General features: G+C 68.7%; 13 protein-coding genes and 4 pseudogenes. 8 read left to right on the forward strand and 9 right to left on the reverse strand.

Going from position 1 to position 13,849, the window contains the following annotated elements:
- Position 1: 1 nt before the first annotated feature.
- The 3 genes and pseudogenes from BLW82_RS01080 to BLW82_RS01090 all read right to left on the reverse strand — a co-directional run bounded on the left by BLW82_RS01080 (position 2) and on the right by BLW82_RS01090 (position 4,019).
- Positions 2-2,164, reverse strand: coding sequence for an MMPL family transporter (locus BLW82_RS01080; protein WP_093497027.1), 2,163 nt, complete (start codon positions 2,162-2,164; stop codon positions 2-4).
- Between the two features lie 384 nt (positions 2,165-2,548).
- Positions 2,549-2,894, reverse strand: a pseudogene (locus tag BLW82_RS01085) (transposase); the annotation flags it as partial.
- 243 nt (positions 2,895-3,137) lie between these two features.
- Positions 3,138-4,019 (reverse strand): SDR family oxidoreductase, encoded by an 882-nt coding sequence (locus BLW82_RS01090; RefSeq protein WP_093497028.1) that lies wholly within the window; start codon positions 4,017-4,019, stop codon positions 3,138-3,140.
- Positions 4,020-4,181: 162 nt separating this feature from the next.
- On the opposite strand from BLW82_RS01090, the gene BLW82_RS01095 reads away from it, so the two are divergent.
- The gene (locus BLW82_RS01095; protein ID WP_093497029.1) at positions 4,182-4,775 is read left to right on the forward strand and encodes a TetR family transcriptional regulator; all 594 of its coding nucleotides are present in this window, start codon (positions 4,182-4,184) and stop codon (positions 4,773-4,775) included.
- A gap of 275 nt (positions 4,776-5,050) precedes the next feature.
- Entirely contained in the window at positions 5,051-6,235 is a 1,185-nt protein-coding gene (locus BLW82_RS01100; protein WP_093497030.1) for a N(5)-(carboxyethyl)ornithine synthase, read from the forward strand.
- Positions 6,236-6,634: 399 nt separating this feature from the next.
- Here the strand turns inward: BLW82_RS01100 and BLW82_RS45020 are convergent.
- A pseudogene (locus tag BLW82_RS45020) lies at positions 6,635-7,128 on the reverse strand (DUF5994 family protein).
- Between the two features lie 156 nt (positions 7,129-7,284).
- On the opposite strand from BLW82_RS45020, the gene BLW82_RS01110 reads away from it, so the two are divergent.
- The 4 genes from BLW82_RS01110 (at position 7,285) to BLW82_RS01130 (ending at position 9,816) form a co-directional block, all read left to right on the forward strand.
- Positions 7,285-7,536: a hypothetical protein gene (locus tag BLW82_RS01110; RefSeq protein ID WP_093497031.1), complete on the forward strand. Its 252-nt coding sequence runs from the start codon at positions 7,285-7,287 to the stop codon at positions 7,534-7,536.
- 156 nt (positions 7,537-7,692) lie between these two features.
- Positions 7,693-8,250 (forward strand): DUF5994 family protein, encoded by a 558-nt coding sequence (locus BLW82_RS01115; protein ID WP_093497032.1) that lies wholly within the window; start codon positions 7,693-7,695, stop codon positions 8,248-8,250.
- Between the two features lie 356 nt (positions 8,251-8,606).
- Positions 8,607-8,954, forward strand: coding sequence for a hypothetical protein (locus BLW82_RS01125; RefSeq protein ID WP_093497034.1), 348 nt, complete (start codon positions 8,607-8,609; stop codon positions 8,952-8,954).
- Between the two features lie 110 nt (positions 8,955-9,064).
- Positions 9,065-9,816 (forward strand): IS5 family transposase gene (locus BLW82_RS01130; protein ID WP_371131269.1). Its coding sequence is split into 2 segments (ribosomal slippage): positions 9,065-9,353 and positions 9,353-9,816, totalling 753 coding nucleotides; the frame shifts between segments, so codons are not numbered across the junction.
- Here BLW82_RS01130 and BLW82_RS43795 read toward each other — a convergent pair.
- The 3 genes from BLW82_RS43795 to BLW82_RS01145 form a co-directional block, all read right to left on the reverse strand.
- Positions 9,813-10,337 (reverse strand): hypothetical protein, encoded by a 525-nt coding sequence (locus BLW82_RS43795; RefSeq protein ID WP_143063620.1) that lies wholly within the window; start codon positions 10,335-10,337, stop codon positions 9,813-9,815. The genes BLW82_RS01130 and BLW82_RS43795 overlap by 4 nt on opposite strands.
- Before the next feature lie 112 nt (positions 10,338-10,449).
- Positions 10,450-11,274: a transposase gene (locus BLW82_RS01140; RefSeq protein WP_256215578.1), complete on the reverse strand. Its 825-nt coding sequence runs from the start codon at positions 11,272-11,274 to the stop codon at positions 10,450-10,452.
- A 16-nt stretch (positions 11,275-11,290) separates the two neighbouring features.
- Positions 11,291-11,632 carry a hypothetical protein gene (locus tag BLW82_RS01145; protein ID WP_093497035.1) on the reverse strand — a complete coding sequence of 114 codons (342 nt, stop codon included), beginning with the start codon at positions 11,630-11,632 and terminating at the stop codon, positions 11,291-11,293.
- A 159-nt stretch (positions 11,633-11,791) separates the two neighbouring features.
- On the opposite strand from BLW82_RS01145, the gene BLW82_RS01150 reads away from it, so the two are divergent.
- Together BLW82_RS01150 and BLW82_RS01155 are read left to right on the forward strand one after the other, a co-directional pair.
- Positions 11,792-12,415, forward strand: coding sequence for a histidine phosphatase family protein (locus BLW82_RS01150; protein ID WP_093497036.1), 624 nt, complete (start codon positions 11,792-11,794; stop codon positions 12,413-12,415).
- 35 nt (positions 12,416-12,450) lie between these two features.
- Positions 12,451-12,709 (forward strand): annotated as a pseudogene (locus BLW82_RS01155) (transposase); the annotation flags it as partial.
- 104 nt (positions 12,710-12,813) lie between these two features.
- Here BLW82_RS01155 and BLW82_RS01160 read toward each other — a convergent pair.
- Positions 12,814-13,065 (reverse strand): annotated as a pseudogene (locus BLW82_RS01160) (helix-turn-helix domain-containing protein); the annotation flags it as partial.
- Positions 13,066-13,136: 71 nt separating this feature from the next.
- Positions 13,137-13,823, reverse strand: a complete 687-nt coding sequence (locus BLW82_RS01165; RefSeq protein WP_093497038.1) for a hypothetical protein — start codon at positions 13,821-13,823, stop codon at positions 13,137-13,139.
- Positions 13,824-13,849 lie beyond the last annotated feature (26 nt).

Genomic DNA, 13,849 nt, shown 5'->3' on the forward strand with positions numbered 1-13,849 from the left:
CCTATGCCTCCCCGATCCGCTGCGGAACCAGCTCCGGACGGGCCTCGTCGGCTGACCGCGTCACCGGGAGCCGGAGCAGTCGTGCGGCCCGGTCCGGCAGCCACCAGTTCCGGTCGCCGAACAGCGAGACCAGTGCGGGCAGCAGCAGCATCCGGACCACCATAGCGTCCAGCACCACCCCGAACGCCAGGCCCATGGCGATCTCGCGCACGGTGACGTCGTTCGCCGTGGCCAGCGAGGCGAGCGCGAAGAACAGGATCAACGCGGCGGAGGTCACCAGGCGGCCGGTGCGCGACACGCCCTCGATGATGCCCTCCCGCGTGGATCCGGTGCGGTCGTATCCCTCGCGGACCCTGGCCAGGATGAACACCTCGTAGTCCATGGACACGCCGAACAGGAACCCGAAGATCAGCACCGGGGCAAGGGTGTCGATCGCGCCGTAGGTGGACGCGCCCCACAGCGCCTTCATGCCGATGCCGTGCTGGAAGACGATCACCAGCAGGCCGTAGGAGGCCGCCACGGACAGCATGTTGAGCAGCACGGCCTTGGCAGGCAGCAGGACCGACCGCATCCCGCGGGTCAGCAGCAGGAAGGTGACCACCGCGACCACGGCGAACAGCAGCGGGAACGAGCCGTAGGTGGCGCTGGTCTCGTCGATCTTCTGTGCGCCCTCGCCACCGGCCAGCACACCGGGTGGGACGCTGCGGCGGATGCCGGCCAGCGAGGTGCCGCCGTCGGTGCTGCCGACCTCGTGGTACGGGATCGCGATGACCATCGCGCTGCCTCCGGTGCGCCAGGCCGGTCCTGCCGGGGCCACGGCGCCGCGCAGGCTGGAAACGGTGTCCAGGGCGTTCACGGTGTTCCCCGCGCCGACGGCGTTCGGGACGTACACCGGCACCGCGGTCAGCGTCCCGGACGGGAATCCGTCGGTTTCCAGGGTGTGCAGGCCGTCGGTGTAGGCGCCGGCGGTGGCCAGTGCGTGGCTGCTCGGGGTGCTGATGTCGATGGTCGCGGCGGTGGCGGTCAGCGCGGCCAGGATGCCCAGGCCCGCGACCGCCGAGGCCACGCGGTGCTTGATCACGAACTTCGTCCAGCCGGTCCAGAACCGGCTGTCCGCCTGCCGTCGCGACGCCCGCCGCGGCCAGTCCACCCGCGGCCCGATCTTGGACAGCGCCGCGGGGAGCAGCGTCAGCGCGACCAGGGTCGCGGTGGAGGGGATGAACAGCCCCGACACACCGATGCCGCGGACCATCGAGTTGGGGATGACGGTCAGCGCGAACAGGCCGAGCGAAGCCACCATGCCGCTGAACCAGACGCTGTGCCCGGCCCGCCGCACCGCCGCGCGTACCGCTTCGTCGTTGCTCTTGCCGGCCGTGCGCTCCTCGCGCCAGCGGGTGACCACCAGCAGCGAGTAGTCGATCGACAGGCCCAGGCCCAGCAGTGCCACGATGTACTGCACGGCCGGGTGGATCGGTGAGGACGACGGCATCAGGAACGTCAGTCCGTAGACGAGCAGTTGCATCGTCAGCACCGAGATCAGGGCCATGACCAGCGGCAACAGCGCCAGCAGCGACCCGAACACCCAGGCCAGGATCACCAGTGCGCCGATCGCTCCGATGATCAGCTCACCGGTGACGCTGGAGTTGCCGCCGCCGGTGGTGTTGCCGGCCTCCAGGGCCCGCAGACTGGTGCCGTGCACGGTCAGACCTGGCGCCGCGGCTGTGACGGCCCTGGTGAGGGCGTCGACCTGATCGGTGGCCATGTCGTCACCGGGCTTCGGCGGATAGGCCAGGACGATCGTGCTCCTCCCACCGTTCCCGACCAGTGTCCGGCTGCCGGTCGAGGCGTAGGAGACCAGGCGCAGGTTCGGCGCCGCCGTGGCGATGCCCCTGTCCACCGCCCGCAGTGTCGCCTGGGTCTGCGGCGACTTGACGGTCTGTCCGGTCGGGAGGTCCAGGACCACGACAGCGGGGTCCTGGGTCACGCCTCCGTAGCTCCGGGCGATCTGCACGTTGGCGGTGTAGCCGGGGCCGGTGACATGGGTGCCTGGTTGCAGCCGGCCCGAGAGCGACGGCGCCGCCAGCAGGCCCACCACCGTGATCACCAGCCAGCTGAGACCCACCACCAGCCGATGGCGGATCACCCATCCGCTCAGCTTCTCCACGATTCCCTCCTAGTGACCGGCAGGCGGCGGCAGCCGCTGCTCACCTCACTGACGGAAGGTAGGGAGAGCTTCCTTACCGGACGCTTTCAGCGCCCGGCACGGATCGGCACGTGCTTACGGGGGGCCGCGTCAGGAACGTCCGGTTCCCGGCCCGACGGCGCGCCGCACGGTCCCGCCGACATGTCCTGCCCGCACCCTTCGGCGCGTCCGTGCCCGCACAGCCTTCGGCGCCTCCGTGTCCGCCGCCTTCGGCGCTTCCGGGCACGACGCCGTCGCGCACGGCATCCCCGACGACCACTGCCTGCGCGACGGCCGCCTGGCCGGCACCGACGCGGAGCAGCCACAGTGCGTCATGAGATATGCGCCGGCAAGCACAAGGACCCCGACGAGAGGGGCGGCCGGTGCGTCCGACAGGATGTGCACCTTGGAACCCGGCACTCGCCGGTCCACGGGGCTCGGACCTGTGGGTTCACCCCCTTCTTTTCGCCCTGGCGTGGGCGGTGCCGAGGACGACATGGGTGACGTCGATGAGGCCGGCGTCGTCCAGCCGGTGCAGGACGGCTTCATGCGGGCGGCCCCAGACCCCGGCTCTGGACCAGATCAGGCACCTCCGGTGGGCGGTCGACTTCGAGATGCCGAAGCAGGGGGACAGCGCCCGCCAGGCGCATCCGCTGACCAGCACGTAGATGATCGCCGCGAACAGCGTCTCACCGGGCGTGTCCCGCGTCCCAGTGAGCGATGCGATCGCACGACCGGGAAGCCGAGTTGGACTCCACAAGCACTGAACCTCAGGACTGCGGCAAAGTGGCCTCCCGGCCGGCTTGTTCGGACTTCGACAATCCCAAGCCGGACGGGAGGCCGTGCCTTCATGCACGTCGGAGCCGGAGATCACGCGATCGAGCCACCGCACTCGAACCGGCACCCAAATGGATCGCTGCGGAAGACGGCTACTGGCGCCTGCTGTCGTAGGTGGTCACAGGAAGTAGTGGCCTTGTTCGATGTCCTCGATGAGGCCGGGGTGGGTGGGCTTCCATCCCAGGAGTTGCTGGGTGATGGTGCTGGAGGCGGGCATGTCGGTGCCGAGGAGGCGCACGAGGATCCCGCTGAACTCCTCGGCGGGCAGGGACTGCGCGGGCAGGTCAAGGTGTCGGCCGATGGCCTCGGCGATCTCGCGGACCGGCACGCCGTCGTCGCCGACGGCGTGGAGGACGGAGCCGGCGGGCGCCTGCTCGACGGCCAGTCGGTAGAGCGCCGCGGCGTCCTTGACGTGGACGGCGGGCCAGCGGCTGGTGCCGTCGCCGATGTAGCCGCAGACGCCCTTGGCCCGGGCCAAGGCGATGAGCTGGGGGACGAAGCCGTGCCGCTCCCCCTCGCCGTGCACCGAGCGGGGCAGCATGACCAGGGAGGTACGCACGCCCGTTTCTGCTGCTGCGAGCGCTGCCCGCATGTTGGCGACGCGGGCGGCGACGGGTCCTGCCGCGACGAGTTCGTCGCGTTCGGTCGCGGGCCGACCAGGTGTCACGAGTGTGGCGCCGGAGATCACCAGGGGCCTGCCGGAGTCGGCGAGGGCGCCGGCGAACGTCTCGATGGCCTTGGCGTCCGTCCTCGTCGCGGCCTCACTCATGCTGGGAGTGACGAAAGCCAGGTGGATGACGCCATCGCTGCCCAGGGCACCCGCGCGCAGCACGTCGGTGTCGTTCAGATCGCCGCGCAGCACCTCCGCTCCCATCGCGGCGACCACGTGCGCGGAGGCGTCCGAGCGGGCCAGCCCGAGGACCTGGTGCCCGGCGTTGATGAGTTCGGGGACGACGGCCGAGCCGATCCAGCCGGAAGCGCCGGTGACGAAGATACGCATGAGAGGGACTCCTTGGTGACGGCGCGACCGAGGACGTGCAGCTCAGATTCGCTCGCGGGAAAATGATGCGACCCTGTTGCATCAACAGTACCGCAGCCATGCGACTGAGTCGCATCGTTCTTCAGGATGATGCGACTTGGTCGCTTCGCATAGACTGCGACGGTGAGCAGATGGGCACCGGACGCGCGTGAGCGCCTGGAGAGCGCAGCGCTGGACCTGTTCGTGGAGAACGGGTTCGATGAGACGACCGTCGCGCAGATCGCGGATCGGGCCGGCTTGAACCGCGCCACGTTCTTCCGCCACTTCGCCGACAAGCGTGAGGTCCTGTTCGGCGGCGAGGACGTACTGGCCCGTCTGTTCGCCGACGGCATCCGCGCCGCCGCTGCGGACGCGACGCTCACGCAGTGCCTGTGGGCGGCGTTCGCGGCCACCGACCCGGTCATGACCCCGCAGCGGCGGGCCAAGGCCGTCCAGCGCAGGCGGGTGATCGCGGCCAACAGCGACCTGCAGGAGCGGGGACTGCTCAAGCACGCCCGGATCGCCGCGTCGATCAGTACCGCCCTGCGCGAACGCGGCACGGACGAGCTGACCGCGCGGCTGAGCGCGGAAGTGGCGATGCTCGCCTTCGCCGTCTCCGCCGAGCGCTGGATGAAGGCGGACGACGACGAACCGTTCCCGCCCCTCGCCCAAGCCGCCCTGAGCGACCTTCAGATGCGTGCCGTCGAACTCACCGCCGAACCCCACCCCTCCGGCTGACGCGAGAATCCGGCGCACACCGTCCCGGCCTCAGGCCGGCCTTTCCCGCCAGCGCCGCCGCGGCCGACCAGCTCAGCGAGGTCCTCGTGCTCGACGGCGAGCTCGTCGTACCGTACGAGGGCGGCTGCATTTCGGGGCGCTACAGCGCCGTGCCCGTCCGCGGGACCGCGGCGCCACCCAGACCGCCCGGACCCGGCTGCCCCCTGGCGCCGGCCGTCGCGACCGGCTGCCGGATTGCCCCGGTGTGCTAGACAGGGAGTAACCAAAGGGGAATTTTGCAGCAGCTCACGCTCGGAATCATGTCGCAGACCCGCAAGGAAAACGAGCATCGTCTGCCCGTTCACCCCGCTCATTTCGACCGCATCGACGCCGGTCTCCGCAAGCGCATCTACCTCCAGGAAAACTACGGAGAGCATTTCGGCGTCCCGGACAGCCGACTCGCCCCGCTCGTCGCGGGCTTCCGCACGCGCGAGGAACTCATCGCCGACTGCGATGTCATCCTGCTGGCCAAACCGCTCCACGAGGACCTGGCGGAACTACGCGAGGGTCAGGTCCTGTGGGGCTGGCCGCACTGTGTCCAGGACGAGAGGCTCACCCAGACCGCCATCGACCGGCGGCTGACTTTGATCGCCTTCGAAGCGATGAACCACTGGACCCGCAGCGGTGCCTTCAACTTGCACGTCTTCCACAAGAACAACGAGCTGGCCGGGTACTCCTCGGTCCTGCACGCCATGCAGCTGATGGGCGTGACAGGCGACTACGGGCGACGGCAGCGTGCCGTCGTCATCGGCTTCGGCGCGACCGCCCGCGGGGCGGTGACCGCGCTCAGCGCCCTGGGCGTGCACGACGTCGACGTGCTCACCGCGCGTGGCGTCACCGCCGTCAGCTCCCCCATCCACTCCGCGCGGATCGTCCACTTCGACCACGACGAGGCCGACGACACCCTCGACCCGCGACGCAGCATCGCCCTCACCGAGGACGGCCCGCTGCCGCTGGCCGAGTTCCTCGCCGGACACAACATCATCGTCAACTGCGTGCTGCAGGACCCCGCCGCGCCGCTGATGTTCCTGATAGACGAGGACCTGCCCAAGCTGGCCCCGGGCACCCTGGTCATCGACGTCTCCTGCGACGAGGGCATGGGCTTCGACTGGGCCCGGCCCACCACCTTCGACGACCCGATGTTCACCGTCGGCGACCACGTCAGGTACTACGCGGTGGACCACAGCCCCTCATACCTGTGGAACTCCGCGACCTGGGAGAACAGCGAGGCCCTTCTTCCCTATCTGGAGGTCGTGCTCCAGGGCCCCGACGGCTGGGACACCGACGACACGATCCGGCACGCCATCGAGATCCGCCGTGGCGTCGTGCAAAACCCCAAGGTGCTCGCTTTCCAGCACCGCACCGCAAAGTACCCGCACGCCCACGAGGAGACCCAGACCCGGGCGGCGTCGCGGCCGTAGCGGCGGGGCATCCGATGCTCACCCGTCCTCCGACGGCTGTCCCGAGCCGCCGCGTGGCGAGCACGTCGCGGAGGAGGGCGAATCCGGCTCGTCCGTAGAGCTCCGTGACACTCGGCGATCGTGTTCCGCTCGTCCGACGCGAACAGCGGTCCCGGATCCAGGGCGCGGCATCCTGTGGCGCCGCAGGGCTGGTCCGCTGACTGTGGGGCGCGCGTCTGCTCGTACCTCTCAAGCGCGTGCGGCGAGCGGTCCGGTGCGGACCGCGCTGCACGGCGCGGACGGAGAGGCCGACGCAGTACGGACCCGTTCGCGGCACAGATCATGTCCGGTGCCTTCGACAGCACGTTCATCCCGGTGCCGGTGCCGGACTGGTACGACGGCTGCCTCGGCTGACCGGCGTCAAGTCCTCGGCGCTACCCGGTCGGTACCGGTGTCGATGAGGATCTGTTCGGCTCGCGTGATGTTGTCGGCGCGGACGGCGCCGGCCATCGCGGTGCGTGCCGCCTCGGGCGGCGCGTGCGGCGCGTGCGGCGGGGCGACGAGGAGGGGGGAGTAGTCCTGATCGCCCCTGGTGACGAGGACGGTGTCGTCGCCGACCGGGAAGGAGCCGATACGGACGACGCGGTCGTCGACGAGCAGTCGCGTCTGCAGCGCGTCCCAGGCTCCGGCGTCCAGGCCGACGCGCGTGAGCGGCCGAGGTCCTCGGTCAGTGCAGAGATCAGGGCGGGAAGCTCGGCCGCGATTTCACGGGAGCACGGCCACCACGCCCCGCCGAGAACGCCCCGCCGGTCATGCGTGGTCTGTAGCCGTACGACAGCCGTCCCCGGCTGCACCGCCTGGTGGACGGCGTCCGGCAGGAGCCTGGTCACACGCGGAGAACCGGAGTCGGACAGGACACTCGCCTGTCTGCGAGGATACGAGGTGACTTACTCGTCTCCACGGTACTCCGCGACCCGCTACCCTCGGAAAGCTCGCTGGTCACACGGGCCGGAGTAGGGTGAAAGATCCAGTCCACGGATCCATGCCCATGCGGGAACAACGAGGTCGTCATGCAGCCCGAGGAAACGCCCCCCGACGGATACGCCGACGTACGTATCGTCGCCGCCTCCCCCGAGGTCGCCCGGCGGGTCGCGGAGGTTCTCCGCCGCTGCTTCGCCACCACAGAACAGCGCAGCTACCCCGCGGATGCCGAGGGAGGGACCCGCCTCGAGCTCACTGTGGACACCACCCGCGCGGCAGAACCGGCGCAGTCCTGGCTGCATACCAGCCGTTCCTCGGGCCAGGACGGCCGCCGGAAGTGAGGGGATTTCCGGGAGCGGCCCACTCGGCGTCTTCGGAGAGTAGCGTGAACCCATCGGGAGCACTTCGCGCACCGGCCCCGATACCGGTGTCGTTCCTGGTGAGCAACGGCACCGGGCAACTGCTCACACGCAGGGGCCCGGAGACGGGTTCGCACGATGTCCGCGATCACCGACCATCCCTCGCCGCGCGCCGTACCCTTCAGGGCCCCGACCGCACGCCTCGCCCTCAAACCCGTGAGCCGCGCCCCGGGACAGGTCGAGCTGGACGGCGCCTGGTGGCCACGCTCCCGTGACCTGAGCCACGAACTCCCCGCGCTGGCCGACGTACTGGACCCGCTGTGGGGGCGGATCACCCGTATCGCCGTCAACCCCCGCTACTGGCCGATCATCCCGCAGCGGATTTTCGTCAACGGCCACGTGGTCAAGGCCGGTTGGTTCACCACGGAGCTGGACCCGCACAAGATCCTGCTGCTGTCCGGAACGTCGGGCCGCTGGGATCTCCTGGTGATACCCCCGGAGGTCAGTGCCTCGTCGGCCGCCCGGCTGATGGCCGCCGCGAGCGCGAGCACCGCCCCGCAGTCGACCGCGACCGCGCTCATGACGGCGGAACTGGTCGACGCCCCCTCCGCATCGGCCGACGCCGACGCCGACGCCGGACGGCCCGACCGGCTGGCGGCGGAGACACGGTCATATGCGCCGCCGCCCCGGCAATAACGAGGCGGCCCGGATCGCGTGGCCACCGCGTTGACACGGACCGTCGCCGGAGGCGGAATGGACGCACGGTGCCGGGCCACGCGACTCCGGAACACACGGCGAAGTATTCCGCCATCCTCCTCGCCCGGTCCCCGCGAGAACCCACCCACCGGACAACAGCGAGGGCCGACCATGACCATCGCACGGAGCATCCGGAACCAGACACAGACGGTGAAGGACAGGATCACGCAACTCGGCCGGGTCACCCGCAACAGGCGACTGCAGCGCCGAGGCAGAAACGACAGCGTCTCCGGAAGCCTGAAACAGGCCGTGGAGAAGACCAACGACGCCTTCAGGCGGAACGGAAACGGCCCCCGATGATGTACGACCAGACACGCGCCCGGCAGTCCACCGGCCAGACTCCGAGCCCGGCCGGACGCAGCAGCCCGAGCCCGGAGCCGCTGCTCCCGTCGGACGAACAGGACAAGATCGTCCACCGCCTCCGGCACGCCCTCAACACTTTCGCGGACACCCCGCTCGAGGCGCTGGAAGAGGCCGAGAGCGCCTACGACGAGGCCACCGCCCAACTCGTGAACGCCCTCGCGGAACGACGGCGTCTCCTGCGCGCCGGCTGGCAGGACCAGAACCCCGACGCACAGCCCGAAGAGCTTCGGCACGCAATGAGGCAGTACCGGGAGATCATCCAGAGACTGCTCCACATCTAAGACACCGTTTCCTTTGGTGCTGCTGGGTCGTTGGGTGATTTGTGACAGACCTGGTTGAGCGGCTGGTTCCGGATGACTTGTGGGTGCTGTTCCGGCGAGTGGTGCCACCCATGGAGATCAAGCGTCCGCAGGGCGGTGGACGGCGTCGGGCGGGTGACCGCGAAACGCTGGCCGCCATCATCTTCGTAGCCAATTCAGGCTGTACGTGGCGGCAACTGCCGCCGGTCTTCGGCCCTGCATGGCCTACCGTCTACCGTCGCTTTGCCCAATGGAGTCGGGGGCGCGTCTGGGCCCGACTGCATCGCGTCCTCCTCGACGAGCTCGGTGCCCGAGGCGACCTGGACTGGTCGCGGTGCGCGATCGACTCCGTCAGCCTGAGGGCGTCAAAAGGGGGCTACTGACTGGACCGAATCCGACCGACCGTGGCAAGAGCGGATCGAAAATCCACCTGATCACCGACCGCAACGGCCTGCCCCTGTCGCTGGGCATCTCCGCCGCCAACACCCACGACAGCCTTGGACTCAAGCCGCTCGTGTGTGGCATCCCGCCGATTCGCTCCCGGCGCGGACCACGTCGACGACGGCCGGCGAAACTGCATGCCGACAAGGGATACGACTACGACCACCTGCGCAAATGGCTCCGACAGCGGGGCATTCGTCACCGCATCGCCCGCAAAGGGATTGAGTCCTCACACAGGCTCGGTCGACACCGCTGGGTGGTCGAGCGCACGGTGTCCTGGCTGGCCGGATGCCGCCGCCTACACCGTCGCTACGAGCGCAAGGCCGAGCACTTCCTGGCCTTCGTAGGCATCGCCGCTGCCTTGATCAGCCACCGCAGGCTGGCACGCTCGCCGGCCGCCTAGGCGAGGGCTCTGGCCAGACGGCGATAGCCCAGCTCCTGCGCGCCCAGAACCTGACGAAGCCTATCAAGGCCGCCAGCCTCCAACTCTCGCTGAGCGTCGATCTGACAGGCCCGTTCGTAGGACATCAGGCTGCCGCCAGGGTCAATCTCAAGGCCGATCGAACCCGGCCACAGGGCTGCGGTGCTTCGAGCAAGGGAGTGGATCTCTGGCAAACCGTAATGCTCATCAGGTTGCTCAAGCGCCTGCAAGATTCGCCCCATCAGCATGAAGCCGGCCTGGGTGAATGGTGCGGCACGGTCCACCGAGTAGCTGCTCTGAGCAGCATCCAGGCCGGACCGAGCATGTTGCAGTACATCCTGATCGAGCGTCCGACCTGGTGCGCCCCGCAGACCGGCCCGTAGACCTGCATCGGCAAGGTAGTACGGGTCAGCGAGTCCAGCCCGCTCAGCGAGGATGTACAGGGCCCCTCCGATCCGCAGTCCAGTCGAGCATGCCAGCGCCCGCGCCGACGTGCTGTCCAAGTCTCCGTGCATGATCGGACCAACCTCGCAGACATAGTGGATCAGGGCGGCCCCACCGTACTGCCACCATGAACCCGCACCCTGGCGTGACTACGGCCAAAGGAAACGGTGTCTAAGGGCCGTCCCGTAAGCGATCTTCTCGTCGCCTCGGGCATGGCGAACCGCCGTGCCGCCCGCTTGCCCATCCGGCGAGGGCGAGGTTGTGCATCCGGGCGATGCCGAGGATGGCGTGGTGAACGCCGTCGCCTTTGAGGCGGCAATCGCGGAGGATCTTCCAGGTCTTCATACGGGCAAAGACGTGCTCGACGCGTGCTCGGACCTGCTTGTGGGACCGGTTGTGTTCCTCCTTCCAACCCGGTAGTTCGGCCTGCCCCTTCGCCCTTCGGTGCGGGATGACCAGTCCGGTGCCCTGGTAGCCGCCGTCGGCGGTGGTGTTGCCGACGGCGGCCTTGGCGCCGGACTCCCTCCAGCCGCGGGAGTCGTGCCGGTTGCCCGGCAGAGGCCGGCCGACCACGACGACGAGACGGGTGTCCGCGTCGATGACGACCTGGTGGGCGGTGGAGTATCGGTAGTTCTTCGACTGCTCCGCCACGGAGTGATCGCGGGTGGGAACCAGCGTGCCGTCCACGATGAGCACGGTGCCCTTGGCGAACCGCTTGCGGGGCTGAAGCACGAACACCGGCCCGACGTGGTCGATGATGCGGGCCGCCGCCGACTTCGAGACCCCGAACAGCGGAGCGAGCCGGCGCATCGTCAAATTCGTGCGCCAGTACGCGGCCACCAGCAGTGCCCGCTCATCCAACGGAAGGCTCCACGGCCGACCCCTGCGAACCGTATCGGCGCCCTCGCGTCGCGGAACCTTCACCAGCTTCCCGAACGCACGCGGGCTCAGCCCGGTGAACGGGGCTATCCAGGACGGCTCCGATGCCGTGATCACACCAGCGACGGCAAGATCATTCCACTGTTTCCCGCCCGTCCTGCGCGAACACGATGCGGCAGCGTTGGACCTGCTCGGCCACCCGCTCCATGAACCAGCGCATGATCTCGTAAGGAATGACGTGCTCATCATGGCTGTGGATGTGGACGGTCGGTTCCAGATCCGGATCCTCGTCGGGGACAAACGCCACCAAGAAGGCGGCTCCAGGCAGGTGCCTCTCGGCGCGGGGGTTCTCAGCCCACGCGGCTGGTGCCGGCACGGCCTCGCTCAGCTCCACAGCCCAGGCATCATCGGGCAGGGCGTAATGGAACTGGATGGCGTAGCAACGCCCCGCATGTTCTCGCAGCTCGGCTGGCATGACAGCAGGCTGCCACAGGCGCGAGGTCCGAGTCGCGGCGGTCCCACCAGCCTTTATCGGGACAGTCCTTATGTGCTTCCCTTTGATGCGGGAACCAGCGCCCAAGCAGGCTGCGTCCATCGATGTACAAGATCGTTAGTGGGTGCAGAGGAGCATGTGATGACCGACACGGCTGCCCGTTACCTCTATCTGGTGCGGCATGGCGAGGCGGCGACGGAGGAGAGCGGGCTGACGGAGAAGGGTCGTCGGCAAGCCGTGCTGCTCGGTCAGCGCCTGCGGGAGATCCCTTTCACGGCTGTTCACCATGGCCCGCTGCCCCGGGCAGAGCAGACCGCGCGTCTGATCGGCGACCAGCTGCAAAATGTTCCCCTGCGTGTCTCGGAAGTTGCCGGTGACTACGTTCCTTACGTGCCCCTGAGAAACGAGCTGCCGACGGAATTCGCAGACCCTTTCCTCCGCTTCCTCTCTGGCACCACTGAGGAGGAACAAGAGCACGGAGCAACTCTCGCCCGGCAGGCGCTGGAGATGTTCACCGGCGCGGTGAACGGTGAAAAGGACCGGCACGAACTGGTCGTCACCCACAACTTCCTGGTCGCCTGGCTCGTCCGGGACGCGATGCATGCGCCGTACTGGCGCTGGCTCGGCCTCAACCACGGCAACGCGGCTCTCACGGTCATCCGGTACGCGCCCGCCCGGCCGGCCTCGGTCCTCGTCTTGAACAGCATGCGGCATCTGCCCCCCGAGCTGCGCTGGACGGGCTTCTCTCCCGATGACCACGTCTAGCGTGCCTGCTGGATGGCTTCGCCAGGCGATCAGTTGTGTCCATCCGATTGGTGATCACCGATGAGGTGGGACCGGATCGAGCCGCTGATGCCGACCGATCCGGTCCGCGGGCGAAGGTGGGCCGATCACCGCCGCATCCTCGAGGCCATCGCGTGGATGTACCGCACCAACTCGCCCTTGCGGGATCTGCCCGACGAGTTCGGCTCGTTCCAGACCGCCCACAAACGGCTGATCAGGTGGGCCATCGGCGGCACTTGGAAGAAGATCCTCGGCGCCGTCCGGGCAGCGGCGGACGGCCTCCGTGGCGACCCCGACAACGGTAGGCCGGTCTCGGCCGGCAGTTGGCAGGCCAGTGCCTTGGCTTCGGCGACCTGAACACGGGGGAAACGGTCCGGGCGCCCAGAGCGTTTGCGGTCGGCCGGGGCCGGCAGCCCGCCGTCGGCGAACCGACCGCGCCAGGTGCGCACGGCGCCCGCATGCAGCCGGGTCTCGGCAGCTGTCCGGGCGTTGCCCCGGCCGTGCGCCGCGAGCAGAACGACTGTGGCCCGCTGCCGAGCCCGGTACTCAGTCTTGTGGCCGTAGGCCATCCTCTTCAGGCGGTGGCGCGAGGCGGCGGTCAGGGCAAGGCACACGGCTCGGCCCAGAGGCATGGGAGGCAACGGCCAATCCCGGGAGAGTCATTCGGGTGATCGACGCCCTCTCCCCTCTCCTCGGCGGTGTCTCAGGCCGAACTGATGAGCCAGCTGGCCACGACTCCAAGAGTGGCGACTGCCCCGGGGGTCAGGATCCCGAGAAGAACATCTGCGCATGCGCGGGCTGCCCGGTATGCAGTCGAGGGCTCGTTGAGGCCAAGTCCGACGGCCGCATGCCGGGACACCTTCACGGTTCCCAGTGAGCCTGAGATCCCCGAACTGTGAACCACCGCCTGCCCCATGGGACCCATGAGTACCTCCTTGTCCACAAGGAGGACGACGCCCCGGCAGTCCTTGATCCAGAACTCGTCCAACCAGCCGGTCTTGCTGGGGACACGAACTCGACGTATCTGCGTCAGCTTGCTCAGATCGACCGTGCGGTCGCCCGTGACAGTCCGAGCAGTCACAAGCTGCCAACCAGGGCCGTGCCGTACCGAGCGAAACGTCGTGTACAGGAGCGGAAATCCCAGCGCCAAAGCCAACCCCGCGAACATGGCGGGTACCCACGCACCGGACCGCATTACCCCGAATCGCTCCAAGAGCGCGGGTACAACGATGGCGCCCCCTACGGACCCACCGAGACCTACAGCACCCACGTGTAGGCTACGACGGGATGTCTCGGCCGGAACCGCCGCCCGTGACGCCTTCTCGACGACGACGCCCGCGCCGGCGGCGCGGGTCGCGGAGCGGAGCTTCTTCTCCTGCTTCTTCGACACCAACGGAGCGTACCTGCACCATTCTG

The sequence above is a fragment of the Streptomyces sp. Ag109_O5-10 genome (genome assembly GCF_900105755.1).
GTDB lineage: Bacteria > Actinomycetota > Actinomycetes > Streptomycetales > Streptomycetaceae > Streptomyces.